This is a genomic window from Pseudomonas poae, assembly GCF_001439785.1.
Taxonomy (GTDB): domain Bacteria; phylum Pseudomonadota; class Gammaproteobacteria; order Pseudomonadales; family Pseudomonadaceae; genus Aquipseudomonas; species Aquipseudomonas poae.
The window spans coordinates 258534-283859 of the sequence record NZ_JYLI01000005.1 but is presented as its reverse complement, the minus strand read 5'-3'; the positions used below and the strand labels follow the sequence as shown (position 1 = coordinate 283859).

At 59.8% G+C, this 25326-nt stretch carries 32 protein-coding genes and 2 pseudogenes; 27 read left to right on the top strand and 7 right to left on the bottom strand.

All coding sequences use genetic code 11. The features are described from left to right. Positions 1 to 8 precede the first annotated feature (8 nt). Positions 9 to 641 carry a response regulator transcription factor gene (locus TU75_RS08590; RefSeq protein ID WP_060548687.1) on the top strand — a complete coding sequence of 211 codons (633 nt, stop codon included), beginning with the start codon at positions 9 to 11 and terminating at the stop codon, positions 639 to 641. Between the two features lie 74 nt (positions 642 to 715). Here TU75_RS08590 and TU75_RS08585 read toward each other — a convergent pair whose 3' ends face one another. From TU75_RS08585 to metG, 4 genes and pseudogenes are all read right to left on the bottom strand, one after another. Then, positions 716 to 898, bottom strand: coding sequence for a PA3496 family putative envelope integrity protein (locus TU75_RS08585; RefSeq protein WP_003231405.1), 183 nt, complete (start codon positions 896 to 898; stop codon positions 716 to 718). A 107-nt stretch (positions 899 to 1005) separates the two neighbouring features. Further along, on the bottom strand, positions 1006 to 1644 hold the full coding sequence (nth, locus tag TU75_RS08580; RefSeq protein WP_003231403.1) for an endonuclease III: 639 nt from the start codon (positions 1642 to 1644) through the stop codon (positions 1006 to 1008). Between the two features lie 35 nt (positions 1645 to 1679). Continuing rightward, positions 1680 to 2450 (bottom strand): annotated as a pseudogene (rsxB, locus tag TU75_RS08575) (electron transport complex subunit RsxB); the annotation flags it as partial. A gap of 41 nt (positions 2451 to 2491) precedes the next feature. After that, complete coding sequence (metG, locus tag TU75_RS08570; protein ID WP_003231399.1) at positions 2492 to 4543, bottom strand: methionine--tRNA ligase; 2052 nt, start codon at positions 4541 to 4543, stop codon at positions 2492 to 2494. A gap of 171 nt (positions 4544 to 4714) precedes the next feature. On the opposite strand from metG, the gene apbC reads away from it, so the two are divergent. Continuing rightward, entirely contained in the window at positions 4715 to 5809 is a 1095-nt protein-coding gene (gene apbC, locus TU75_RS08565; RefSeq protein WP_060548685.1) for an iron-sulfur cluster carrier protein ApbC, read from the top strand. 470 nt (positions 5810 to 6279) lie between these two features. On the opposite strand, the gene fdxA is transcribed toward apbC, so the two are convergent. From fdxA to TU75_RS08550, 3 genes are all read right to left on the bottom strand, one after another. Further along, a complete protein-coding gene (gene fdxA / locus TU75_RS08560; RefSeq protein WP_003231394.1) occupies positions 6280 to 6603 on the bottom strand; it encodes a ferredoxin FdxA in 324 nt (107 codons plus the stop codon). A 142-nt stretch (positions 6604 to 6745) separates the two neighbouring features. Continuing rightward, on the bottom strand, positions 6746 to 9337 hold the full coding sequence (gene mutS / locus TU75_RS08555) for a DNA mismatch repair protein MutS (RefSeq protein WP_060548726.1): 2592 nt from the start codon (positions 9335 to 9337) through the stop codon (positions 6746 to 6748). A gap of 178 nt (positions 9338 to 9515) precedes the next feature. After that, a complete protein-coding gene (locus tag TU75_RS08550; RefSeq protein ID WP_060548684.1) occupies positions 9516 to 10100 on the bottom strand; it encodes a CGNR zinc finger domain-containing protein in 585 nt (194 codons plus the stop codon). Positions 10101 to 10192: 92 nt separating this feature from the next. Here TU75_RS08550 and TU75_RS08545 point away from each other — a divergent pair, with 92 nt between their 5' ends. The 25 genes and pseudogenes from TU75_RS08545 to TU75_RS08445 all read left to right on the top strand — a co-directional run bounded on the left by TU75_RS08545 (position 10193) and on the right by TU75_RS08445 (position 25267). Next, positions 10193 to 11134 (top strand): alpha/beta fold hydrolase, encoded by a 942-nt coding sequence (locus TU75_RS08545; RefSeq protein WP_060548683.1) that lies wholly within the window; start codon positions 10193 to 10195, stop codon positions 11132 to 11134. Between the two features lie 264 nt (positions 11135 to 11398). After that, complete coding sequence (locus tag TU75_RS08540) at positions 11399 to 12133, top strand: LexA family transcriptional regulator (RefSeq protein ID WP_003231387.1); 735 nt, start codon at positions 11399 to 11401, stop codon at positions 12131 to 12133. Positions 12134 to 12249: 116 nt separating this feature from the next. Beyond that, positions 12250 to 12438 (top strand): hypothetical protein, encoded by a 189-nt coding sequence (locus TU75_RS27315; protein ID WP_141719127.1) that lies wholly within the window; start codon positions 12250 to 12252, stop codon positions 12436 to 12438. Positions 12439 to 12721: 283 nt separating this feature from the next. After that, positions 12722 to 13060 carry a phage holin family protein gene (locus tag TU75_RS08535; RefSeq protein WP_003231384.1) on the top strand — a complete coding sequence of 113 codons (339 nt, stop codon included), beginning with the start codon at positions 12722 to 12724 and terminating at the stop codon, positions 13058 to 13060. Between the two features lie 22 nt (positions 13061 to 13082). Beyond that, complete coding sequence (locus TU75_RS08530) at positions 13083 to 13598, top strand: hypothetical protein (protein ID WP_060548682.1); 516 nt, start codon at positions 13083 to 13085, stop codon at positions 13596 to 13598. A 3-nt stretch (positions 13599 to 13601) separates the two neighbouring features. Beyond that, complete coding sequence (locus tag TU75_RS08525; protein WP_060548681.1) at positions 13602 to 14213, top strand: phage baseplate assembly protein V; 612 nt, start codon at positions 13602 to 13604, stop codon at positions 14211 to 14213. A gap of 9 nt (positions 14214 to 14222) precedes the next feature. Further along, a complete protein-coding gene (locus TU75_RS08520) occupies positions 14223 to 14555 on the top strand; it encodes a hypothetical protein (protein WP_015371360.1) in 333 nt (110 codons plus the stop codon). Then, positions 14552 to 15547, top strand: coding sequence for a baseplate J/gp47 family protein (locus TU75_RS08515; protein ID WP_060548680.1), 996 nt, complete (start codon positions 14552 to 14554; stop codon positions 15545 to 15547). Before TU75_RS08520 ends, TU75_RS08515 begins: the two co-directional genes overlap by 4 nt. After that, a complete protein-coding gene (locus tag TU75_RS08510; protein WP_060548679.1) occupies positions 15544 to 16170 on the top strand; it encodes a phage tail protein I in 627 nt (208 codons plus the stop codon). The genes TU75_RS08515 and TU75_RS08510 overlap by 4 nt, the downstream gene beginning before the upstream one ends. 3 nt (positions 16171 to 16173) lie before the next feature. Further along, positions 16174 to 16647: pseudogene (locus TU75_RS27990) on the top strand (phage tail protein); the annotation flags it as partial. Next, positions 16630 to 17112 carry a gp53-like domain-containing protein gene (locus tag TU75_RS28500; protein WP_428838905.1) on the top strand — a complete coding sequence of 161 codons (483 nt, stop codon included), beginning with the start codon at positions 16630 to 16632 and terminating at the stop codon, positions 17110 to 17112. The pseudogene TU75_RS27990 and the gene TU75_RS28500, both read left to right, overlap by 18 nt. A gap of 9 nt (positions 17113 to 17121) precedes the next feature. Then, positions 17122 to 17550, top strand: coding sequence for a phage tail assembly chaperone (locus tag TU75_RS26340; RefSeq protein ID WP_069665418.1), 429 nt, complete (start codon positions 17122 to 17124; stop codon positions 17548 to 17550). A gap of 89 nt (positions 17551 to 17639) precedes the next feature. Next, positions 17640 to 17813 (top strand): hypothetical protein, encoded by a 174-nt coding sequence (locus tag TU75_RS27630; RefSeq protein ID WP_003231371.1) that lies wholly within the window; start codon positions 17640 to 17642, stop codon positions 17811 to 17813. Positions 17814 to 17815: 2 nt separating this feature from the next. Continuing rightward, complete coding sequence (locus TU75_RS08495) at positions 17816 to 18982, top strand: phage tail sheath protein (RefSeq protein ID WP_060548677.1); 1167 nt, start codon at positions 17816 to 17818, stop codon at positions 18980 to 18982. Further along, the gene (locus TU75_RS08490) at positions 18982 to 19488 is read left to right on the top strand and encodes a phage major tail tube protein (protein WP_060548676.1); all 507 of its coding nucleotides are present in this window, start codon (positions 18982 to 18984) and stop codon (positions 19486 to 19488) included. Before TU75_RS08495 ends, TU75_RS08490 begins: the two co-directional genes overlap by 1 nt. Positions 19489 to 19669: 181 nt before the next feature. After that, positions 19670 to 20242, top strand: coding sequence for a phage tail assembly protein (locus TU75_RS08485; RefSeq protein WP_015371365.1), 573 nt, complete (start codon positions 19670 to 19672; stop codon positions 20240 to 20242). Next, positions 20239 to 20364: a hypothetical protein gene (locus TU75_RS28300; protein ID WP_015371366.1), complete on the top strand. Its 126-nt coding sequence runs from the start codon at positions 20239 to 20241 to the stop codon at positions 20362 to 20364. The genes TU75_RS08485 and TU75_RS28300 overlap by 4 nt, the downstream gene beginning before the upstream one ends. A gap of 5 nt (positions 20365 to 20369) precedes the next feature. Next, positions 20370 to 22160, top strand: a complete 1791-nt coding sequence (locus tag TU75_RS08480; RefSeq protein ID WP_060548675.1) for a hypothetical protein — start codon at positions 20370 to 20372, stop codon at positions 22158 to 22160. After that, complete coding sequence (locus TU75_RS08475; RefSeq protein WP_003231366.1) at positions 22160 to 22543, top strand: phage tail protein; 384 nt, start codon at positions 22160 to 22162, stop codon at positions 22541 to 22543. Before TU75_RS08480 ends, TU75_RS08475 begins: the two co-directional genes overlap by 1 nt. Then, entirely contained in the window at positions 22536 to 22748 is a 213-nt protein-coding gene (locus tag TU75_RS08470; RefSeq protein ID WP_003231365.1) for a tail protein X, read from the top strand. Before TU75_RS08475 ends, TU75_RS08470 begins: the two co-directional genes overlap by 8 nt. 9 nt (positions 22749 to 22757) lie before the next feature. After that, complete coding sequence (locus TU75_RS08465) at positions 22758 to 23768, top strand: contractile injection system protein, VgrG/Pvc8 family (protein WP_060548674.1); 1011 nt, start codon at positions 22758 to 22760, stop codon at positions 23766 to 23768. 81 nt (positions 23769 to 23849) lie between these two features. Then, on the top strand, positions 23850 to 24041 hold the full coding sequence (locus TU75_RS08460) for a hypothetical protein (RefSeq protein ID WP_060548673.1): 192 nt from the start codon (positions 23850 to 23852) through the stop codon (positions 24039 to 24041). 91 nt (positions 24042 to 24132) lie between these two features. Next, positions 24133 to 24624, top strand: coding sequence for a phage tail tube protein (locus TU75_RS08455; RefSeq protein ID WP_060548672.1), 492 nt, complete (start codon positions 24133 to 24135; stop codon positions 24622 to 24624). Between the two features lie 8 nt (positions 24625 to 24632). Next, positions 24633 to 24983, top strand: coding sequence for a phage tail assembly chaperone family protein, TAC (locus TU75_RS08450; protein ID WP_060548671.1), 351 nt, complete (start codon positions 24633 to 24635; stop codon positions 24981 to 24983). Positions 24984 to 25012: 29 nt separating this feature from the next. Then, positions 25013 to 25267: a hypothetical protein gene (locus TU75_RS08445; protein ID WP_060548670.1), complete on the top strand. Its 255-nt coding sequence runs from the start codon at positions 25013 to 25015 to the stop codon at positions 25265 to 25267. The last annotated feature ends 59 nt before the right edge of the window (positions 25268 to 25326 follow it).

The window sequence follows — 25326 nt, the reverse complement described above, 5'->3', positions numbered from 1 at the left end:
ACTTTCTTATGAATAAAGTGCTGATCGTGGATGATCATCCCGTGATTCGTCTTGCTGTGCGCATGCTGATGGAACGTCATGGTTATGAGGTCGTTGCAGAGACCGATAACGGTGTCGATGCGTTGCAACTTGCGCGCGAGCATATGCCGGACATTGTGATACTGGATATTGGAATTCCCCAGCTCGACGGGCTGGAAGTTATTTGCCGACTGTCCTCCAGCAAACAGCCATCGCCGTTCAAGGTGCTGGTGATCACCTCGCAGGCGCCTGGCCATTTCTCCATGCGCTGCATGCAGGCTGGGGCGGCGGGCTACGTGTGCAAGCAGCAGGACCTTACCGAACTGCTGAGTGCCATCAAAGCGGTGCTTTCCGGCTACAGCTACTTCCCGAACCAGGCATTGAACTCGGTGCGCTCCACCATCGGCAACGCCAGTGAGGCGGACATGGTCGAACGCCTGTCCGGGCGCGAAATGATGGTGTTGCAACAATTGGCCCGGGGCAAGACCAACAAGGAAATCGCAGACGGCATGTTCCTCAGCAACAAGACCGTCAGTACCTACAAAACGCGGCTGCTGCTAAAGCTCAACGCGCGCTCACTGGTGGACCTGATCGAACTGGCCCAGCGCAACGGGCTGGTCTGAGGCACGCATTGCCCCCCGCTATACCGGCAGAAAAAAGCCTCCGTAAGGGAGGCTTCTGGCCGTTTCCGGTTGTATCAGAGGTCGAAGTCGTAGTCGGCCAACTGTTTTTGCAAGCGTCGCTCTTCCAGGAGGTTGTCGATGGTGCGGCGTTTGCTCAAATTGGTCTTGGCCACCTCAACCACAGGCGTCTCTGCCACGTCGTCATCCGACTCAACAAGGTCGTCGTCCACTTCCAGTTGTTCTTTGCCAGTGCTCATAAAGTTAACTCCGGGCTAAGACTGCCGTTGGCGCTCCTTATAACGATAATCCACGGGCGGGTAAAAAAGATTTTTTCAATCGTCGAATCGATAAAAGCAATGATTGCTCAATCGTCGGAGGTTTTTTCTTTGTACTCACACAGGTCTTCGATGCGACAGCTGCCGCAACGGGGCTTGCGTGCCTGGCAGACATAGCGACCGTGCAGGATCAGCCAGTGATGAGAATCGAGCAGATACTGCCTGGGCACAAACTTCATCAGCTGCTTTTCCACTTCCACCACGTTTTTCCCGCGGGCAATGCCAGTGCGGTTGCTGACCCGAAAAATATGCGTATCCACCGCCATGGTCAGTTGCCGGAACGCGGTGTTCAGTACCACGTTGGCAGTCTTGCGTCCCACGCCGGGCAGGGCCTCCAGGGCCTCGCGGGTTTGTGGCACTTCACCGCCATGCAGCTCCATCAGCATCCGACAGGTCTCAATGACGTTTTTTGCCTTGCTGTTGTACAAGCCAATGGTCTTGATGTATTCGGACAAACCTTCAACACCCAGCGCATGAATCGCTGCCGGCGTGTTCGCGACGGGATACAGCCTGGCCGTGGCCTTGTTGACGCCGACGTCCGTGGACTGCGCCGAGAGAATCACCGCAATCAGCAACTCGAATGGCGATGAGTAGGCCAGTTCGGTCTTGGGTTCCGGGTTGTCTTCGTGAAGCCTGCGGAAAATTTCCAGGCGTTTGGCGGCGTTCATCGGGCGGGTGTTCCTTGCTCGGATCAGCGTGAGGTTGAGGTGGGTGCAAGCAGTGCGGCCAGTACGCGTTCCGCCGCCTCGAATTGCTGCTGCAGGATGATCAGTTGTGACTGCTGTTCAAACGTCGGCGGGTGACCGAAGGCCTTCAGGGATTTATGCAACTGCGCGCGACTCATGGCGACGCCCACTTTGGCTTTCTTGACGGCCGCTTCAGCGGCATCGATCGGTTTGGGGGCGGCCGGGAGTGGCCGCTGGACCCGCGCCAGGCGCTCGGCAATCCTGTGTGTGTCTTCGCGCTTCAGGCGTGCGTTGCGTTGTTCAAAGCGACGCCGCGCTCGGTCGCGCTTGATGCTACGCAGATGGCGTTGATGATCGTTGGCGGCGAGGTCGCCGACAATCGGCAGCGCGGTGGTCAAGGGACGCATTTCAATGCAATCGACCGGGCAGGGCGCAACGCACAGGTCGCAGCCTGTGCACTCATCGATGATCACGCTGTGCATCAGCTTTGCGGCGCCGACAATGGCATCCACCGGGCACGCCTGAATGCACTTGGTACATCCGATGCACTCGGCTTCGCGGATGTAGGCAACCTGTGCAGGTGCCTCGCCACGTGTCGTGTCCAGATCCAGCACTGGCACATTCAGCAGGTGCGCCAGCCCGACGACGGTCTCCTGCCCGCCGGGCGGGCACTTGTTGATCGCCTCGCCCAAGGCGATGCCCTCGGCGTAAGGCTTGCAGCCCGGGTGTCCGCACTTGCCGCATTGGGTCTGCGGTAACAGCGCGTCGATACGTTGAATCAGGCTCATGCGTTGAAACCCGGTTGGTTACGGCTGCTCTACAGTTGCCACTACTTGATGCGCTGACCCGGCTTGGCGCCGCTGTCAGGGCTCAGCAGGTAGATTTCCTCACCGCCAGGACCGGCAGCCATCACCATGCCCTCCGAGATGCCGAACTTCATTTTTCGCGGCTTGAGGTTGGCGATCATCATGGTCAGGCGTCCATCCAGCTTGGACGGGTCCGGGTACGCGCTCTTGATGCCGGAGAACACGTTGCGCTGTTCGCCACCCAGGTCCAGTGTCAGGCGCAGCAGTTTGTCGGCGCCTTCCACGGCTTCGGCCTTGATAATCAGTGCCACACGCAGGTCCACGGCGGCAAAGGTGTCGAAGTCGATTTCCGGCGACAGCGGGTCTTTGGTCAGCTCGCCGTTGCCGGCAGGCGCTGCGGCTCCGGTATCGGTCTGGCTGGCGATGAGGTCTTCCTTCGAGGCGTCGGTCATGGCCTGGACTTTCACTGGATCGATGCGAGTCATCAGCGGCTTGAACGCGTTCAACTGATGATTAACAAGCAGTGTGGCGTGATCGTTCCAGGTCAACGGAGCGACGTTGAGGAACGCCTCGGCGTCGGCCGCCAGCAATGGCAGCACCGGCTTGAGGAAGATCACCAATTGGCGGAACAGGTTGACGCCGGTGGCGCAGATCGCCTGCACCTCGGCTTCCTTGCCTTCCTGCTTGTTCAGCGACCACGGTGCCTTGTCGGCGATCCACGCATTGGCGCGGTCGGCCAGGCCCATGATTTCGCGCATGGCGCGGGCGAAGTCGCGGGCTTCATAAGCGTCGGCGATGCCTGGTGCAGCGGCCAGGAAAGCCTCGGTCAGCTCCGGCGCGGCATTGTCTGCCACCATGACACCGGCGTTGCCCTTGTGGATGAACCCGGCGCAGCGGCTGGCGATGTTGACGACTTTGCCTACCAGGTCGGAGTTGACCTTCTGTACGAAGTCTTCCAGGTTCAAGTCGAGGTCGTCGACGCCACGGCCCAGTTTGGAGGCGTAGTAATAGCGCAGGTATTCCGGCGACAGGTGGTCCAGGTAGGTACGCGCCTTGATAAAGGTGCCACGGGATTTGGACATTTTCTGGCCATTGACGGTCAGGTAGCCGTGCACGGCAATGCCGGTCGGCTTGCGGTAGCCCGAGCCTTCGAGCATCGCCGGCCAGAAGAGGGCGTGGAAGTTGACGATGTCCTTGCCGATGAAGTGGTACAACTCGGCGGTGGAATCCTTGGCCCAGAAGGCATCGAAGTCCAGCCCGGGCGTACGGTCGCACAGGTTCTTGAAGCTGGCCATGTAGCCAATTGGCGCGTCCAGCCACACGTAGAAATACTTGCCCGGCTCGCCCGGAATCTCGAACCCGAAATACGGCGCATCGCGGGAAATGTCCCACTGTTGCAGGCCTGCATCCAGCCATTCGGCAATCTTGTTGGCGACGGCATCCTGCAGGGTGCCGCTGCGCGTCCAGGTCTGCAGCATCTGCTGGAAATCCGGGAGCTTGAAGAAGAAGTGTTGCGAGTCCTTGAGCACCGGCGTGGCGCCGGAGATGGCCGACTTCGGATTCTTCAGGTCGGTCGGTGCATAGGTGGCGCCGCACTTCTCGCAGTTGTCACCGTACTGGTCGTCGGTGCCGCATTTGGGGCAGGTGCCCTTGATGAAGCGGTCGGCCAGGAACATTTTCTTTTCCGGGTCGAAATACTGGGTGATCGAGCGCGTATCAATGTGCCCGGCATCACGCAGCCGCGTGTAGATCTGGCTCGACAGCTCACGGTTTTCTTCGGAGTGGGTCGAGTGGAAGTTGTCGAAATCGACCAGGAACTCGGCAAAGTCGGCGCTGTGTTCAGCCTGTACGTTGGCGATCAGTTGTTCCGGGGTGATCCCTTCCTTTTCGGCGCGCAACATGATGGCCGAACCGTGGGCGTCGTCCGCGCAGACATAAATGCATTGATTGCCGCGATGCTTCTGGAAGCGCACCCACATATCGGTCTGGATGTACTCAAGCATATGGCCAAGATGGATGGAACCATTGGCATAGGGCAGGGCGCTGGTGACGAGGATCTTGCGTGGCTCGGACATGGGGCTCGGCTACTTGATGAAACGGAGGTCGGCCACTATAAAGCGCCGGGCAATTTATTTCACCCCGTGGCGCCGTTTCAGTGTTTTGTGCGCAGCCGAAAGCATGCCCTGAGCGGCCGGAACGGTTAGGATAGCCGCCTGTTTCAGTCAGTTTTTTTTCGGGAGTTGCCCATGAGCGCCGTCAATCGCGCAGCGGTGGAAGCCGTTCTTCGCCAGTACACCGACCCCTACTTGAACCAGGACCCGGTGAGTGCCGGATGCGTACGCGCCATCGAGGTCCAGGGTGACCAGGTCACCGTCCAGTTGGAATTGGGCTATGCCGCAGGCCTGTTCAAGCGCGGCTGGGCGCAGATGCTGCAAATGGCCATCGAAGGCCTGGACGGCGTGCGCTCGGCAACGGTCGATATTCAGTGCGTGATTGCAGCGCACAAGGCCCAGGCGCAGATCCCCGGCCTGGCAAACGTCAAGAATGTGATCGCGGTGGCGTCCGGCAAGGGCGGTGTGGGCAAGTCCACCACGGCCGCCAACCTGGCGCTGGCACTGGCGCGCGAGGGGGCTCGAGTGGGCATTCTTGATGCCGATATCTATGGCCCCAGCCAGGGCGTGATGTTCGGCATCGCCGAAGGCACGCGGCCGAAGGTCAAGGACCAGAAATGGTTCGTGCCGATCGAGTCCCTGGGTGTGGAAGTCATGTCCATGGCGTTTCTCACCGACGACAACACGCCGATGGTGTGGCGCGGGCCGATGGTGTCCGGCGCGCTGTTGCAACTGGTCACCCAGACCGCCTGGGGCGACCTGGACTACCTCGTGATCGACATGCCGCCCGGCACCGGCGATATCCAGTTGACCCTGGCGCAGAAAGTCCCGGTGGCCGGCTCGGTCATCGTCACCACGCCCCAGGACCTGGCGCTGCTTGACGCCAGGAAGGGCGTGGAGATGTTCCGCAAGGTCAATATCCCGGTACTGGGTGTGGTGGAAAACATGGCCGTGCACATCTGTTCCAACTGCGGGCATGCCGAGCATCTGTTTGGCGAGGGCGGCGGTGAGAAACTGGCGAGCCAATACGGCGTCGAATTGCTGGCCTCGTTGCCGCTGTCGATGAGCATTCGCGAGCAGGCCGACGGCGGCAAACCCACCGTGGCGGCTGAACCCGATGGCCAGATTGCCATGGTTTATCAGGAGCTGGCGCGCCACGTCGGTGCGCGCATCGTATTGCAGGAAGCGGCAGCGCCGGCGATGCCGACCATTACGGTCAGCGACGACTGAGTGCATGCTTGCGCCTGCAACATTGCGCTTCAAGCCGACCGTTACGCTTTTACGCAATGGCTGGTGTAAGCATTGGCTTACTTTTCCGTAAGTGTTTGGTTTTTTAGCTCGACGCGTACGGCTCGAATCGCTGCAGGATCTTTCTATCCTTTTGAAATATAACAATTATTTATGGCGGCGAACGTTCAGGGGGCTGCCAGTGTCTTCGTAGCATCCAGTTGAACATCCCTTGGAACTCTTTAACATCAGCCCTGTGTCCACGGAATGACACGGCCATCAAGGAACGGTGGTTTGAAGGAACGTCGCAGGATGCGATTCATCAGGACGATGAAAAAGGAATACAGGGACAGGGAAGAAATGTGGGCGGGTCATACCGCCCCTTTTTTTCGCCTGCAGAAAAGTGAAATACCTTTCCCTGGAATGCAAAAAAGGCCCGCGAAGGGCCTTTTCTATTGGGGCAGCGGCGCGTTTCAGCGCTCCAGGTGCTCGATCTTGCCTGGCTTGCCATCCCACTCGGCCGCGTCCGGCAACGAGTCTTTCTTTTCGGTGATGTTTGGCCAGACTTCCGCCAGCTCGACGTTCAACTGAATGAAGTTTTCCATACCTGCCGGAATTTCATCCTCGGAGAAAATCGCCACGGCCGGGCATTCAGGCTCGCACAGGGCGCAGTCGATGCACTCGTCCGGGTGGATGACCAGGAAGTTCGGGCCTTCGTAGAAGCAGTCCACCGGACATACTTCTACGCAGTCGGTGTACTTGCACTTGATGCAGTTGTCGGTGACGACGAAGGTCATTTCTAATTCTCTCCTCAGGCGGCGGCAGCGAAACCCCTTGTGGCGGGGCTCGCGAGGTTCGGGAGCGATAGTCTGCAGGCCAGGCTAAGAGCCTGCAGCATCCCAAACCGCGCGAGAGTCTACCAGCTTGCAAGCGTCTGCGTTATATCCGAGTCTTCAGTGCATATAACATTTCGAGCGCTTTGCGCGGCGTCAGATCATCCAGGTCCATCTTGGCCAGTTCGTCCAGCACCGGATGGGGCAGACTGGCGAACATGTCGCTCTGATGCGGCGCAGAGGGCTTTTTGCTGGCTTTGGCGGGGCTGACCACCACGTTTTCATGGGGCAGCGCCGTGGTTTCCAGGCGACTGAGGTGCTCGCGGGCCCGGGTGATCACGTCGCCCGGCACGCCGGCCAGTTGCGCCACGGCCAGGCCATAACTCTGGCTGGCGGGGCCTGGCAGCACATGGTGCAGGAACACGATGCGCTCATTGTGCTCGGTGGCATTCAGATGCACGTTGGCCACCAACGGCTCGCTTTCCGGCAATACCGTCAGCTCGAAATAGTGGGTGGCAAACAGCGTATACGCCCGCAGGTGCGCCAGGCGCTCGGCCGCCGCCCAGGCCAGGGACAGGCCGTCGAAGGTGCTCGTGCCGCGACCCACTTCGTCCATCAGCACCAGGCTGCGCTCGGTGGCGTTATGCAGAATGTTCGCCGTTTCGCTCATTTCCACCATAAAGGTCGAACGGCCACCGGCCAGGTCGTCGCTGGAACCGATTCGCGTGAAAATACGGTCCACCAGGGACAGCTCGCAACTGGCCGCCGGCACAAAGCTGCCGATATGCGCCAGCAATACAATCAACGCGGTCTGACGCATGTAGGTGGATTTACCACCCATGTTGGGACCGGTGATCACCAGCATACGGGTATCGTCGTCCAGCGCCAGATCGTTGGCCACGAACGGCGTGGTCAACACCTGCTCCACCACCGGATGGCGACCCTGCACGATGCGCATGCACGGCTCGCTGACAAAACGCGGGCAGTTCAAATCCAGGTTCAGCGCACGCTCGGCCAGGTTGCTCAGCACATCCAGCTCCGCCAGGGCGGCGGCAGTGTCTTGCAGGGGCGCCAGGCGGCTGATCAGGTCTTCGAGCAGGGCTTCATAAAGCATCTTTTCCCGTGCCAAGGCGCGGCTCTTGGCCGACAGTGCCTTGTCTTCGAATTCCTTGAGCTCAGGCGTGATAAAGCGCTCGGCCCCTTTAAGGGTCTGGCGACGCTGATAGTCGATGGGGGCCAACTCGGCCTGCTTGCTTGGCAACTCGATAAAGTAGCCGTGCACACGGTTGTAGCCGACTTTCAGGTTGGCCAGGCCCGTGCGCGCTTTTTCGCGGGCCTCCAGATCGATCAGGAACTGACCGGCGTTTTCGCTCAAGGATTGCAGCTCGTCCAGCTCGCTGTCGTAGCCGGTCTTGAGTACGCCACCGTCACGGATGATGGCGGGCGGGTTGTCGATGATGGCCTTTTCCAGCAACGCGGCCAGATCCGGGTACGTACCTGCCGTCACCGCCAACTGTTGCAGGTGCGGCGTGTCCAGTTCAGTCATCGCCGCCTGCAACTGCGGCAGCGCGCCCAAGGCGTCACGCAGTCGAGCCAGGTCACGGGGCCGCGCATTACGCAGGCCGATCCGCGCCAGAATGCGCTCGATATCTCCGATTTCCTTGAGTTGCGGCTGCAGCTTTTCGAAGCGATAACCGTCCAGCAGGCAGGTGATGGACGTCTGCCGCGCTTGCAGCACGCTCAAATCCCGCAGCGGACGGTTCAACCAGCGGGTCAGCAAGCGGCTGCCCATGGCGGTCTGGCAACGGTCGACCACCGATTGCAGGGTGTTGTCACGCCCGCCGCTGAGGTTGGTGTCCAGTTCAAGGTTGCGACGGCTGGCGCCATCGAGCACCACGGTATCGTCCAGCCGCTCATGACGCAGGCTGCGCAAGTGCGGCAGGGCAGTGCGCTGGGTTTCTTTGGCGTAGCTGAGCAGACAGCCGGCCGCACCAATGGCGAGTGTCAGGGTTTCACAGCCGAAGCCTTTAAGGTCCTGCACCGAGAATTGCTGGCACAGGCTTTTCAGCGCCGAGTCACGCTCAAAATCCCACGGCGCGCGACGCTTGGTCCCACGGCGCTTTTCCGCTGGCAAGTCTTTGGGCCAATCATCCGGGATCAGCAACTCCACCGGATTGATACGCTCAAGCTCCGCCAGCAGGTTCTCCCAGCCCTTGATCTCCAGCACGCTGAAATTGCCGCTGGTGATATCCAGTACCGAAAGCCCGAACAGACGCTCGTCACCCAGCACCGCAGCGATCAGGTTATCGCGCCGCTCATCCAGCAGCGCCTCATCACTCACCGTGCCCGGCGTAATAATGCGCACTACCTGGCGTTCCACCGGGCCTTTACTGGTGGCCGGATCGCCGATCTGCTCGCAAATGACCACCGACTCGCCCAGCTTGACCAACTTGACCAGATAACCTTCCAACGAATGGTAAGGAATCCCGCACATCGGAATCGACTGCCCCGCCGATTGCCCGCGCGCGGTCAGCGTAATGTCCAGCAGCTTGGCGGCCTTCTTCGCGTCTTCGTAGAAAATCTCGTAGAAGTCGCCCATGCGATAGAACATCAACTGATCAGGGTGCTGGTTTTTCAGGCGCCAGTACTGCTGCATCATTGGGGTGTGGGAAGACAGATCGGAGCTGTTTTTACTCATTGGATAGTAGGCAAATTCGTTGAAAGTGGTGGGGCAAAGGGGCGCTTGGCCCAGCATTTATTGCGATGGGCGCAAGGTTAACACGCGAGGTCGGGGGTTCGCAGGTTGCAAACGGCCAGGTAAAACACAAAAGGAAGACGGCGCACTTGTTCAACTGCGCCGCTCCCTTTTCTGGCGCTTAGTCCGGTTTCTGCCTCGACCGAAACGCCGCCACTTTCATGCGATTGCCGCAGGTCGCCATGCTGCACCAGCGGCGACGGTGGGATTTGCTCAAGTCGTGGAAGAGCAGAATGCAGTCATGCGCCTCGCATTGACGCACGAATTCGAACTTGTCGCCCGTCACCACATTTACCAACGCATCGGCTATCGGCCAGAGCAAGCTTGCCGGGGTGCTGTCCGTTCGGTGAACGGTCAGCCGATATCCCTGCGCCTGGCTCTCCCATTCCAGTCTGTTGACCGGGCGACCCGCCTCAAGCACCTGGTTGATCACGCCAGGATCCACCGCAACGCCATTCATTGCAGCGTTCACCAGCGCCCTTGCCGCGTCACGCAGTTGGCGTGCTTCGGCGAGCAAGCCCTCGAATGCTTGCAGTTCAGCGTTCTGCGGCAACAGCCCAGCCGTTTTGAGCCAATTCATCACGCTTTGATCATCGCTGAGACAGTCATGCAGTTGCTCACCCACGCCGTACTGGCTGTTGATGAAGTCGAGGGCGAGGTTGTCAGCGAGGAAGAGGGCGCCGGAAGCGGTATTGGTCGATGTCATGATGTTCTGTAACTCATAAAATATGTTTGACAGGTTACCAAAATTATACGTAACCTTCAAATCTCAAATATAACGGTTACAAGGAAATCGCCATGACTGCTTCCAAACCCATCGCCGCCGCCGGGCTTGCGGCTTCTTTGCTGGTAGGCGGCGCGCAAGCTGCAGATGCAGAGCGCCAGGTTCACTACCGCTACGAACAAGTGGGTGATGTGAAAGTGTTCTACCGGGAGGCTGGCAACCCCACGGCACCGACGGTGCTGCTGCTTCATGGTTTTGCCGGCTCATCGTTCATGTTCCGCGACCTGATTCCCGAACTCGCCGATCGCTATCACGTGATTGCTCCGGACCTGCCGGCGTTCGGCTTCACCGAAGCGCCTGCGCGGGGCGACTACCCCTACACGTTCAGCCAACTGGCGAAGACCGTCGGCCAGTTCACTGAACAGCTCAAGCTCCAGAAATACACGCTGATGGTTCACGACTACGGCGCGCCGGTGGGATGGCGTCTGGCGGTCGCCCATCCGGAGCGGGTCACGGCGATCATTTCGCAAAACGGCAACGCGTATGACGAAGGCCTGGGCGACAGTTGGGCGCCTATCCAGAAATACTGGCGTGCACCGACGCAACAGAACCGCGAGGCGCTGCACGACTTCCCGACACCGGCTTCGATCAAGTGGCAATACCTTGAAGGGGTTGCCGACAAGAGCACGGTTTCGCCAGACGCCTACACGCTGGAAGGGCTGCAGATCGTGAAGCCGGGCAATGCGCAGATCCAGCTTGACCTGCTGCTGGATTACGCCTCGAACGTCGCCATGTACCCCGCGTTCCAGGCGTACTTTCGCCAGTACCAGCCGCCACTGCTAGCAGTGTGGGGAAAAAACGATCCGTTCTTCCTGCCGGCCGGGGCGCAGGCGTGGAAGCGCGATCTGCCCAAGGCGGATATTCGCTTTTACGACACCGGGCATTTCGCGCTGGAAACCCACAGCCGGGAAATCATTCCGGTGATTCGTGAGTTTCTGGACGTCAACGTTCGTTAATAGATGTTCATGCCTGGCCAAGGGCAGGAGTGGCGCTCGGTTTGGAAGCAGTATTCACTTCCAGACCAAGCGCAATGAGCGCGCTAAACCGGCGAGGCTGGGAATGGACCTTCTCGGTCTCTGGCCTCGGGTCAAATTAAAGTGGCGATAACCGCTTTCGCACCCGCAGCATTAGCGGACTACAGATCAGGATGCGGCCGTAACGCATAAAATATGCAAATTAGCATTTGCCAACCCCCAGATCTCCCGGCACTATCTCCCGTTATGCAAAAACGCAACGTTTCAATCGTCCTCAAAGAGCTGCTGGACCGCGACCGGATCTCCCCCACGGAGCTTCACCGGCGCACCGGCGTGCCTCAATCCACCCTGTCCCGGATCCTCAACGGCAAGATCGTGGACCCGTCGGACAAGCACATCTCCCGCATTGCCGAGTACTTTCGCGTCAGCACCGATCAGTTGCGCGGGCGCGCGGCCATAGGCGCTCTGCGAGATGAAGAACGCGACCCGATGCATTCGGAACTCAAGGACATAAGCCTGTGGGACGACGACACCCCCGTGAATGACGACGAGGTGTCGATCCCCTTTCTGCGCGAGGTTGAATTGGCTGCTGGATCAGGAAGATTCGTCATTGAGGAAAGCGAAAAGGCCAGCCTGCGGTTCGGCAAGCGCAGCCTGCGGCATAACGGTGTGCAGTTCGACCAGGCCAAGTGTGTGACGGTGCGCGGCAACAGCATGTTGCCGGTGTTGCGTGATGGCGCAACGGTCGGGGTGAATGCGGGCAAGAGCGGCATTGGCGATATCGTTGATGGCGACCTGTATGCCATCAATCACAACGGGCAATTGCGGGTTAAACAGCTCTATCGCCTGCCTTCCGGGATTCGCCTGCGCAGCTTCAACCGCGATGAGCACCCGGACGAGGACTACAGCTTCCAGGATATTCAGGACGAGCAGATCAGCATCCTCGGCCATGTTTTCTGGTGGGGCATGTACGCTCGCTAACCTTGCTCTGTAAGAAAAAACCTGCCAGCGAGCAGGTTTTTTTTCGCCTGCAAAACGCCTCAATCCCCACGCCTACCTGCGTGAAAATGCATTCGTGCATTTAACCACGAAAATAAATGCATTTACGCATTGACTGTATATGCATAAATGCATATTCTTCATCTCAAGCCAGCCAACAAGGTCTGGTGGAGGCAGCAAGGATGCTGCCAGGGAAGACAAGGAAGGCACGCAACATCGGCAAGGATGCCATCGACGCGATGGCAGGGATGCCAGGCAACACCGGCAAGGATGCCGACGCTCTTTAGTGGTACCGCTTCAAAAACAGGCAGCGATGAACCGGCCTTAACGGTTCAGAGGGTTGGCAACTGACCCGGGTGTGCAGCGTAAAGCACCAGAAGCAGTTATCCGGCAGACAGGGATCGTGGTCGGAAAAACATTGAGGAAAGGACCGTACCGCGCCAGTAGCGCCGAAAGTCCGCGGACAGCATTACTGAAAAGCCCGGGCGACCGGGCTTTTTGGAATGCCTACCTATCGAATTATTTGCAAATGAAAAACGGACTATTCAGTGCTCAGCCAGGAGGCGTGACATGACAAACGAACAACAGGCGTTAGCGGAAATGCCTATCTGGCTGGTCATCATATTGGCGGTGATCGGCGGCGTGTCCGGCGAAATGTGGCGTGCCGACAAGGAAGGCGCCCGCGGCTGGTCGCTGATTCGGCGCCTGGCGCTGCGCTCCGGGGCCTGCATGGTCTGCGGCGTTTCAGCCTTGATGCTGTGTTACGCCGCCGGCATGTCGATCTGGACGGCCGGCGCCATCGGATGCCTCACCGCCATGGCCGGCGCCGACGCAGCCATCGGGCTCTACGAGCGCTGGGCGGCCAAACGTATCGGGATCAACGAAGGCCCGCGCCAGGATCCGCGTTAATTGCTGCAAGGAAGTCACTGACATGATGCTCATCGAAAAACCCTCCCAATTGCCGCAAGCCATCGGCCAGGCGCTGCACGCTGCCTTCCCCGACCTGAAGATCGGCAGCCATCAGGACTTTCAGGGCGGCGGCGTAAACACCGGCGTGCTGGTCACGGTCGAGGGCAACGGCCCCGGCATTCGCTCGCCAGAAGGGCGCAAGGCACACGCGCTGACCATTTCGCTCAAGGCCATGGTTGCACCGGGTGCCTTGCCGTTCGACGCCTGCGACCTGGCCAGTCAACTGATGGACCTGGTGCTGGACAACCGCTGGAACCTGCCCCAGGCACAGTGCGATTTGCCGACGAATATCATTGCCGCTCCTGCTTCGCGGGCTGCGGCAGAAACGGACTACGACACCTGGGCTGTTTCCTTCACCCAAACCCTCTACATCGGGCCGGTGTTGCTCAACGACCCTACAGGCCAACCTCTGTTTGCCAGCACTTGGGAAGTCATGAACATCAATGACCCTGACCAATACAAACCACTGGCGGAGTAATTTATGTTCGACGCGCTCTTACGCATGCAACTGGGGCCGATTGTCGAGCGCCTGGCAGAAATGGAAAGCCAGCTCGAAGACCTGTATCGACGCGCCGAGAGCTTTTGCCGAATCGGTGTTTGCCAGCAGGTCGACGCCGCCGCCAATACCTGCAAGGTCAGCCATGGCGATCTGCTCACGCCAGCGATCCGTTTTTTCAATCCCAGCGCTGGTGCGCAAACCGAAACGCGCATTCCATCGGTGGGTGAGCAGTGCCTGTTGCTCAACTATGCCGGTGGCGAAGGCGGCGCGCAGTCGGTGGCCTTGTTCGGGCTCAACAGCAGCGTGTTTCCGCCGGTCTCCAGCGTTGCGTCGTTAACCCGGCGCCGTCATCAGGACGGTACGCAGAGCGACTACGACGACGCCAGCCACACATTCAACTGGGTCAACGGCCCGACCACGTTTAGCGGCTCGCGCGAGCAGATCGAGGCCAGGGTCGGCGCCAGCGGCCTGATCCTCAACGCCCAGGGCATCACCCTGCAAATCGGCGGCACCGCGTTGTTGCTCGACGCCGGCGGCGCCCATTTCAGCGGCCCGGTGGTTGACCACCAAGGGCGCCTCATCAGCCCCCGATAAGGACATCCCATGATCGGTATCGACCGAAACAGCGGGGCAGCCGTCGATGACTGGCTGCAATTCGTGCAGCGCGCCACCCGAGCGCTCACCACTCCTCTGGGCACTCGCCAGAAGCGTCCGTTGTACGGCTCGCGGGTCCCGCAACTGCTGGGCCAGAACCTTGGCGATGATCTGCTCATTCTTGCGCAGAGCCACGCCGCCCAGGCGTTCTACAACGCGCAGAACGGCATTGGCGACTTTCAACCCCAGGTCATCGTCGCCACTCGCCAGGGGGCCGGCTTGTTGCTGCGGTTCTCCGGCACTTGGAAAAACCGCCAACAAACCTTCGAGGTCGTGACATGAGCATGTTGATCCCCGGCCAGAACCAACTGGCGGAACCGGCCATCATTGCGGTGGACGAGTTCGAACCCTTGCTGGCCGAATTCAAGGCGTTCGTGGTGGACTACGTTGCCACCCGCGCGCCGCAAAGCGCGGCCAAACTCAAGGTCAGCCTCGACAACGAAAGCGAACTGCTGACCCTGGCCCTTGAAGCCTTTTGCGTGCGTCTGCAAACCCATGAGCGCCAATACAACGCCCGCATCAAGCAGATGCTGGCGTGGTGGGCCACCGGCAGCAATCTGGATGCGCGCCTGGCCGATATGGGCCTGGAGCGCCAGGTGCTGGACCCCGGCGACTCCGCCGCATTCCCGCCGGTGCCGCCGACCCTGGAAAGCGACGAGGATGCCCGGTTACGCTACTACCTCGCCCCTCACGCCCCGGCTGCCGGCTCGCGCATGCAGTACCGCCGCGAAGTGTTCACCCTTGGCGAACGCCCGGCGGTGAATGTGCAGAGCGCGACGCCGGGCGTGGTCACGGTCACGTATACCTTCGACCCGGACGGTTATGCGGTGCGGGTCAAGGATGGCAATGGGCGGCGAACCGCACCTGGCGAGGTCATGGTCACCGTCCTGGCGCGGGAAGGCGATGGCACGCCGTCTGCCGACTTGCTGGACGGCGTTCGACGACATTTCGCACGGCCGGATGTCCGTCCGGAAACCGACCTGGTCAGTGTGCAAGGCGCACACATCCTGCCGTACAAAATCCGCGTGGTCGCCAAGATCAATGCCGGACCGGATTCCGGACTCACCCAGGTCGCCGCGCAAAAGCTGCTGCAGGCATACGCCGATTCCTGCCATCGCCTGGAAGGGCGGGTGGACCCGAGCTGGATCGACTACGCCATCCACAGTGCTGGCGCGGCACAACTGCAGATCCTTGAACCGCTGGAGCCGATTGTCAGCTCGGCGTTCGAGGCTCCGTACTGCACGGGTGTCGAGGTGGAGGTGCGCACGCTATGAGTGACCTCAACGCGAGTTTGTTGCCGGCCAACAGTTCACCGCTGGAAAAGGCGCTGGATGTGGGGTTCGGAGTATTGCTCGACCGGGTTGTGCCGCCGTTTCCCGGGTTGATGGACCCAACCCATACGCCTGTCGCGTTCCTGCCCTATTTGGCCGCCGACCGAGGTGTCAAGGAGTGGAGCACTGGTGCACCTGTGATCGAGAAACGCCTGACCGTAAAACTGGCCTGGCCCACTGCTCGCCAGGCGGGCACCCGGCAAGCGCTGGAAAATGCAGCCAGGGGCCTTCAACTGAGGCCGCAAGTACAGGCCTGGTACGAACAACGCCCACCGGGACTGCCCTACAGCTTCTCCGTTCGAGCCTATACCGAGCTGCCTTACAGCGAAGCGATTGACATACGTTTGGACCGCCGCCTCGGTGATGCAAAAAGTGAGCGCGATGTGCTGTCTGTCTCTGTTGGGTTGAGTGTTTCCGGTCGCCACTGCATCGGTGCCGCGACACTTTGCGGCGAACTAACGACGATTTGCCCTACGTTGGTACCGGGTGTTCAGGCATCGGGTACTTCCTACCGAGCAGTTGGGCTCTATACCGTCGAAACCACCACTCTTTATCCACAGGAATAGAAAATGGCTGACTATTACACACTGCTTACAGACGCAGGCATTGCTTACGAAACAGCCTGCAAGGCGGCCGGCATACCTATCAAGCTGGCGCAGATATCCGTCGGTGATGGGAATGGTGCTATCTACAACCCCGATGCAACAGCCAAAGCACTCAAGCGCGAAGTCTGGCGGGGGCCCTTGAATGCGCTTTTTCAGGATCAGAAAAATGCCAATTGGCTGATGGCGGAAGTCACTATTCCGTCAGACGTTGGCGGCTGGTATGTGCGCGAAGCAGGCCTTTGGACCGATACGGGTATCTTATATGCGATTGTCAAGTACCCTGAGTCTTACAAACCTCTGCTGGAGACGTCTGGAACGGGCAAAGAGTTTTATATTCGCTCGATTTTTGAAACCACCAATGCTTCGCTGGTCACGCTGCTTATTGATGACACGGTAGTGAAAGCTACGCGTGCTTGGGTGATGGATTACGTTGCGAAGGCGACTTACACCAAGGCTGAAGTCGACGCGATGACCGCGCAGGCGACTGAAGTAAACCGAGGTACGGCGAGAATTTCGACTCCGGCTCATATCAATCAAGGCTTGGATGACTCCACGATTGTTACGCCAAAAAAGTTGCGTTTGGGTTTTTCAATTTCCTTGGGTGCCCAGAGCTATATGGTTTTTCCGAGTTGGCTGGGGGGATTAATCTTGCAAATGGGCAATAGCGCGATAGTGACAGGAAGTACCGATGTCTCTTTCCCTATCGCTTTCCCAAACCGCTGTATCTGGGTTTCGGAGCACGACAACACAGGCCCAGGCGGAGCCATGAAAGCCGTCTGGCAATTTCGGGCGATCACAAAGACCGGACTGAACGCGCTCAACATGGGAACGCTCACTCAAGGGAGCACCACATTTAACGGGCCTACCGCATCTGGCTGTGTTTACTTTGCAATTGGTTATTGAGGTTTCATTATGAAGCGGTACTACAGTCAACAAACCGGATGTACTTACCTGGAGGGCTTGCATGAAGTCATCCCTGCAGATGCGGTTCCCATGTCCGAAGCTTCTTATAACGAGATTATTCGAGATGCAGGCACCGATAAGGCTCGTCACCATGATGATCACGGTGTGCCATTTCTGGTTGATATCGTTCCCGTAGCGCTCGACCCGGCTTTTGAGGAGCGCACTTGGCGCGATGCCCAATTGATGCAGATTACTTGGTTACGTGATCGGCATCGTGATCAGTTGGAACTCAAGGCGCCTGTGACCCTAGAGGCAGAACAGTTCCTTGCGTTGCTGACATACATGCAGGCACTGCGTGATTGGCCGCAATCTCCTGATTTTCCTCACTTGGAGCACCGGCCGACAGCGCCACTTTGGTTGGCCGAACAGACGGCATAACTACCTTTAATGGCTCGGATTTCCCGCTCGCCACACACGTTTCACTCAATACCGCGCAAGCGGTTTTTTTTCGCCTGGAGATTTTTCCCATGCCCACCCGCCAAACCTACACCGTCCTCATCCCATTCCCCATCGGAGGGGGCCACTGGTCTACCGCCGGCGAGGAGCTGGAACTGCTCGACGTCGAAGCATCCGCCCTGCGCACCGCCGGCCGCCTGGAACTGACCAGCGTCCTCAACTCCACCCCCAAGAAGGCTGACTAATCATGGCTGAGGTTTTGAACTTCGAGCACAACGGCATCACCGTCAATGCCACCGAATCTCCCGAGGCCATGGGTGGCCTGGGCGATAACGTGATCGGCCTGGTCGGCACCGCGCCGAACGCCCACGGGTCGATCCCGAAAAACGCGCCGTTTCGCATCAACAGCTTCACCACCCAGGCGCTGCTGGACCCCACTGGCACTGAATCGGGCACGCTGTTTCAAGCGGTGTACCAGATCCTCAAAGTGGTGAAGGTGCCGGTCTACGTGGTGATCGTGGAGGAGGGCGCCACCCCGGCCGATACGATCAACAATGTGATCGGCGGCAACGACCCGGTCACCGGTCGCAAGCTGGGCCTGGCTGCCCTGAGCAGCGTCCCTGAAGACCTGACCATCATCGGCGCTCCAGGTTTTACTGGCACCAAAGCCGTAGCCGGTGAGTTTGCCTCCTTCGGCAAGCGCATCAAGGCACGTGTGGTACTGGATGGCAAGGACGCTTCGGTGGCCGACCAAGTGACCTACAGCGGCGAGTTGGGCGGTGCAGACTTGGGCTTCGACCGCTGCCTGCTGGTGCACAACATGCCGTCTGTGTACTCCAAGGCGGCGAAGAAAAACGTGTTCCTGTCGCCGTCCTCCCTGGCCATCGCCGCACTGGCCAAGGTCAAGCAGTGGGAAAGCCCGGGCAATCAGGTGACCTTCGCCGAAGACGTTTCCCGCGTGGTCGAGTACAACATCCTCGACACCTCCACCGAAGGCGACCTGCTCAACCGATATGGCGTGAGCTACTACGCCCGCACCATCCTCGGCGGGTTCTCGCTGCTGGGTAACCGTTCCCTCACCGGCAAGTTCATCAGCTACGTCGGCCTGGAAGACGCCATCAGCCGCAAGCTGGTCAAAGCCGGGCAGAAGGCCATGGCCAAGAACCTCACCAAGTCCTTCATGGACCAGGAGGTCAAGCGCATCAACGACTGGCTGCAAACCCTGGTCGCCGACGAAACCATTCCCGGCGGCAGCGTGTACCTGCACCCGGAATTGAACAGCGTCGAGAAGTACAAGAACGGCACCTGGTTCATCGTCATCGACTACGGCCGCTACGCGCCGAACGAACACATGGTTTATCAACTCAACGCCCGCGATGAAATCATCGAGCAGTTCCTGGAGGACGTTCTCTAATGTTTACCAACCGAGTCAGACAGGCCATTGCGGCCACCCTTCAAGGCCTGCCGTTGTCCGCGACCGTTGAGGAATTCACCCCGCCGAAGATCGAATTCGAGATGGAAGCCATGTCCGGTGGCCGCTTCATTGCCGAGGAAATGGCCAAGAGCGGCAAGGTGCTGGGCGCCACACTGGTGCTGCAAGGTGCCGGCCCCGAAATCATGCTGGCCCTGGGCGTACGCACGGGTGACGACATCCTGCTGAACGTGCGTGAAGCCGGCCAGGATCAGGACGGCAAGACCTATTTCACCTACCACACCGTCGGCGGCAAGTTGAAATCCCTGGGCGAAGCCAAGCTGAAAATGGGCGACAAGGCCACGACCACGCTGGAGCTGTCCTGCCGCACCTACAACCGTCTGGATAACGGCATTTCGGTGATCGATATCGACGTGCGCACCCAGAAGTTCGTGCTCAATGGCGTCGATATTCTGGGCGATGCGCGCCGCGCGGTGCTGATGCCTTAAGCACGCCGGCAACCTGAAACGCGCACGGTCCATGTGGGAGCTGGCTTGCCTGCGATGGCATCACCTCGGTTCAACAGATACCTCGAGTCGCCTGCATCGCGGGCAAGTCCGGCTCCCACATTGACCGCGCCCGGCTTCACGGTTGCGGTGCTTTTATCCCACCTTCATCAAGGAATAACCCATGGCCTGGATGCCGCCGCTGCACCACCTGCTGTCTCCGATCACTGCCGACACCGGCGCTGTGATCGAGCAGGTGCAACTCAAACCGCTGTTCTACGCCGCGCAGAAAGACGCGCTGGCCCGGGCCGGTGATGACGAGGACGACCAGTTTTTCGAACTGGCGAAACTTGCCACCGGCCTGTCGGAAAAAGAGCTCGACCAACTCAAGCGCCCGGACTACGTGAGCATTGCGCAATACGTGCATGAAATGTCGACGCGCCCGGCGTCGTTCTTCCTGCAAGCGCAAGAAGAAAACCGCCATGACCAGCCGGTCCAGTTGCTGCTGCCCCTCAATGCCGCTGGCCGCACGCTGACCGAACTCCCACTGGAAATGCCCGCCCTGCGTGCCACCAAGGTGATGAAAAAACTCGCCACCAACAAAGAGCGCGCCGAGTTCATCACCGCTCACTGCACCGGCCTGATGATCCCTGACCTGGGCGACTTGACCGTGCCCGACTGGACGCAATTGCAGGAGCGCATCGACGATTTTTTAAATCAACCGGCGGACTTCTTTCGCAGCGCGACATCGAAGTGATCCTTGATGTGGTACCGCTGGTTTACTCGGTCAATGAAGCGGACATCCTCGATTGGGATGCTGCAAAAGCGTTGCGCCGCTACGACATCGCGATCACTCGCCTTGGCGTCAAACAGGAGTAAGCGGGATGCAGAATACCTATTCGCTCGCCTATGCCGTGGCCAGGGATGGCCAGGGCGCTTTCGGTCGCGCAGAGGGCGCCAATGATGCCGATATTGCCAGTCCAGGCGCGCTGTCAGCTGACCGTTCAGGCCAACTGGCGGGCTTGCCTGCGCTGTCCGAAACACTGGCTGCGCTGACCAACGCGAATCTGAAGCTTGATGAATTGGCGCAGTCGCTGGGCACCTTGCGCGAGGGTGTGGACTCGCTCGACACCGTCTTGTCATCGTTGAGAACCCTTGATCGGCAGCCTGTGCGCAGGGATGAGCGGACAGAATCAACAACGCTGTCTGAGTCCACTTCGAGCACGTCTGTGGATCAGCGGCAAACTCGCGAGGCCCTGATGCTGGGCAGCGCGCAGATCATCGATCTGGCCAGTGCGCTGCAGCAGTCGGGCAGCCACCTGACGCTCGAGAAAACCGCCCGCTCGGAACAGTCGATCAGCGTGCTGCGTGAAGCGTCCAGTGCAAGCGAAAAACGCTTTTCCACCACCTTGGATGCCGCACCGGTGTGGGGCGAAGCGCTGTGGTTGAAGGCCAGGACCGGGCTGACAGAGAGCGCCAATGGCGCCGTTGAAGGTTCGCCGGCTTTGGCCAGTGCGGTCAAAACGGCTCAGGCCGTGGTGTCGACCACGGTGACGCCGATGATTTCCGAAGTCCTTTCAGGCTTGGGAGAAACGATTAAAAGCCGGGTTGCAGGCAATGTGGTCGATGCCACCCTCGGCAGGCTCCCCGGCATTGGCAAGCTGTTCAAGGACGGCGGTTTTGATGGCGAAAAGGGCAAGGACGCGCACTGTTGCTGCGCCAGTCCACTGTCCCTCGGCGCGCCGGATGCGTTGGGCGGATCTGCGGCGCAGATGCCCGAGAGTGTTGGCGATACGGTGCGTAGGAAAGACAAGGACAAACCGGCCGTTAACAAGAAACGGCGCGTCAGGCTTCCCAGGCCGGGCCAACCGGTTGCGCGCCAGCCCCTTGCAGCCGGCCCACGGCAATCGGTGCAACGCCAACCCCGGACATCCGGCTCCCAGCAATCCGCGCAGCTCCAACCATTGCGTCCAGCGCCGGTGATCAGGCCTGGCCCTGCACTCAGTGCAATGAGCCAACCCCCAGTGCCGTTCGACGCGGCCCGTGTGACCCCACCGTCGACCCAGGTTCCCGGCAACGCGTTTGCCGCCCCTGTTGCGCCAGCAGCCATCCGGCCGTTGGCTCGCAGCAGCGAAAAAGGCCTGGCGGCAGGTCTGTCCGGCACGTTGGCCAAGCTGGAGTCCGGCGTTGCCCGGCGCCTGGGCCCGTTGAAGTATGTCGACACGGCCATCGATGTGGTGCAGGGCGTGCGCAATGGTGACGTCAATGCCGTCGGCGCCGGCTTGAGCACTGCCGGTGGCGCCTGGGCCGGTGCGTCCGCTGGCGCCGCACTCGGCACGCTGGTCTTCCCGGGTGTCGGTACCGCCATCGGCGGGGCCATTGGCGGCTTGCTCGGCAGTGAAGCGGGCGCCTGGCTCGGGGACAAAGTGTTTGGCTCAAGCGACCGTCTGCCCGCGCCCGCTGCACTGAGCAAGGAACTCACCCGCGCCAGCTCGGATAACGTCCAGGTCACGATTTCACCGAACATCCAGATCACCGGCGTGAACCCGGCGGATGCCCAGCAGGTGGTCAATCAGGTGATCCAGGCCTTGCAGTTCCAGTGCCTGCCGATGGTGACCGACACCTTGGGCATCCGACGTAACGCGGCACTGGCCGATCCATCAGGAGGTGATTGATGCGACAACAAATGGTGCTCGGCGACTTTATTTTCGGCCTGTCCCGAGGGTTCGCCTATTCCACGCTGTCCCGCGCCAGCGACGGCGGCTGGCAGGACCTGGCGATTATCGCCAGCAAGCCGCAGTCGCGACAGAACGGCCAAAAGCTGGAAAAGCTGACCTTCGGCGGTACCGCAATGTACGCCGTGGGCATGCAGCGCCTCGACGAACTGCGCGCCTTGCAGAACGCCCGTGCGCCGCTGCCGCTGGTCGACGGTATCGGCCGTAATTGGGGCCTGTGGCGGATCAATTCGGTGACGGAAGCCCAAAGCAACGTGATCGATGACGGCACCGCCATGGTCATGACCTGGACCCTTGAACTGGAGGAATTCGTCAATGCGTAGAGTGCGAAGCATCGCCGGCGATTCGGTCAACCTGCTGCTCTACCGAGAGCTGGGCCGTTGCGACGATAGCGCGGAGGAAACGCTTTGGCGTCTGAACCCCGAGCTTGCCGAGTACGGCCCGGTGCTGCCGGCAGGCGTGTGGGTCATTGTGCCCGAGCTGACGTCGCGGCCTGCTGCCGTGCGTCCCGTTTTGGCCTGGGATTAAGGAGGCGGCATGGCACAGGGATTTACCCCCATCGTCGAGTTTTACGGCGTGAATGCGGCGCTGCTCAATCAACGCTTGATGCATTGGAGTCATACTGATGCGGCGGGGATTGAGTCCGATCGGTTGGAATTGACGCTCAATATCGAGGGCTTGGAAGGCCTGCCCAGCCTGAGTGGCAAGATCGGCCTGCGCGCTGGCTATCAGGAATCCGGGCTGGTAGAAAAAGGCGAGTTCGTCATTACCCAGCGCACCCCCGTGTTGTTTCCCATGCGCTTGATGATTGTGGCGACGGCAGCGCCCTTCAGCGTGGCGGATGCCAGTGGCTATCGTCAGCGCAGGTCGGAAAGTCATGGGCCGACAACATTGGGTGCGCTATTTCGCCAATTGGTCAGCCGGCACGGCTTTTCACCGCGTGTGGCGCCGGCACTGGACGGCATTGCGATCGCTCATATCGACCAGTCCAACGAAAGCGACATGGCCTTTATCACTCGTCTAGCCCAACGCTACAACGCGGTAACTAAACCGATTAATGAGCTCTATGTTCTGGCTGAAGCGGGACAGGTCAAGACGCTGTCCGGTCAGCTGCTGCCCGAAGTGAAATTGTCCGTGACACAAGATAATCGCCCCGGTGATCAAGCCTTTATCACCGCCAGGCTTGATGAAAAATCGCGCGCCAAATACATGGGCAGCCGGGTCGCCTGGTGGGATGCCCCCGCTGGCAAGCTGCGCATGGTTCAAATCGGCGTCGCACCCTTCAAAAACCTGCGCCAACGCTACCAGAACGAGTCAGAGGCACGCGCCGTGGCCGAAGGTGAACTGCGTCGAGTGGGTCGCGAAGGTTTGACATTGCAGATCGATTGCCCGGGCAATCCACTGCTGGCTGCTGAAGGTGTACTGATGCTGGATGAGACTTGGCCTTCTTACATGCAGGGGCGCTGGTCGATGACCAAGGTGACCCATGTGGGTGACCCGGCGACGGGATATCGCAGCTCAATTGTCGCCAGCGGCTTGGCGTCCTGATTGCCAACGCTGCGCGCGGGCGATCGTTGAAATTTCCCCCAGTGTAAATCCCTACCGCAATCGATAGAGGAACCGATGCCTATGAATGACGAAGAACTGGCCGCGATCAACCGTTTGATCGCTGCCCTGCAAACCCAGACCGATGGCCAGGTCGCGCTCAACGCGGCCATTCGGTTGTTGGCCCAGAGCAACCAGGCAATGGTCGACGTGATCAAGAACCGTGAACCGGACCCGAATGCACCGCCTTATCTGGATGGTAAACCGGCCACCTGATTCACCCGACCTGCCTCGCTTGCAGCGACACAGTCGTTACACCCCCACAACCCGCCTTTGCGGGTTTTTTATTGTTCATGGAGAACACTCGATGTCGATTCTTACCCAAGGTACCCAGATTTTTGCCCTCGTTCCGCCGGTCTCCGGCACCGGGCCCTACACTGTGCTGGAAGTCGAGCACGCCACCTCGTTCGAACCGGGCGGCGCACCGGCCGAACAGATTGAAGACACCAGCCTCAATGCCGAAGAGCGCAGCTACAAAAAAGGCCTACGCACCCCAGGCACGGCGAGCCTTGGCCTGAACGCCGACCCGACCAATGCAAGCCATATTCGCCTGCACCAGTTGTCGGAGGCCAAGGGCGATACCGGCGTCAAATGGGCAGTGGGCTGGTCCGACGGCAAAGACGTGCTGCCAGCGGTGAATGCCAAAGGTGATGGCTTTGAACTGCCGGCGACCCGCACCTGGTTCACCTTCGACGGCTACGTCTCGGACTTTCCGTTCAACTTCGCATTGAACGCGGTCGTGACCACCACCGTCACCATCCAACGCACCGGCGGCAGCGCCTGGATCAAGAAAACCTGAGAGACGCCATGAACTTCAAACAACTGAAAGCCAAGGGTGGCATCGTCGATAGCCAGCCGGTGAAAAAAGACATTAGCTGGACGCATCTGGACAGCCAAACCGGCAAAGAAGTGACCGACACATTCACGTTGCACATCCGACGCCAGTCATTCGGCGTGATCGAGCGTCTCTTCAGCCAAGGTGAGTCTGCACAGAGCCGCAATGCCAGCTACCTCGCGGCGTCGGTGTCGCTGGGCGCCGAGGGTGATGAAGCCCTGTGTTACGACGATGCCTTTGGTCTTGAGCCCTCATTGGGGTTTGTGATCCTCAATGCAGTCAATGAGGTCAATGGCACTCAGGGTGGCGGTGCAAAGAGCTGACGGTCGCCGATGAGTTCTGGCACGAACTGGTGCTGAACGGAGTGGGCGGCCGCACGATCGCCGAAGCCAAGGAACGCATGACCTATCACGAAGCCCTGGCTTGGGGGCGCTATATCGACCGATATGGCTCCCTGCATGCCGGTAGGCGGCTGGAGGCGGGCAGCGCATTGATAGCGTTGCAGACCCACCGGCTGGGCGGTGGCACGGCTGAGCTGATTGATTTCATGCCCCATGAGCTGCGCCGGGGCATGTCACTCGAGCGTGCAATGAACGCGTGGCGTTAAGGACGACGCCACGTTCCTTGAAACCCGTTTCGACGGGTTTTATCCATGACCCGGAGAAA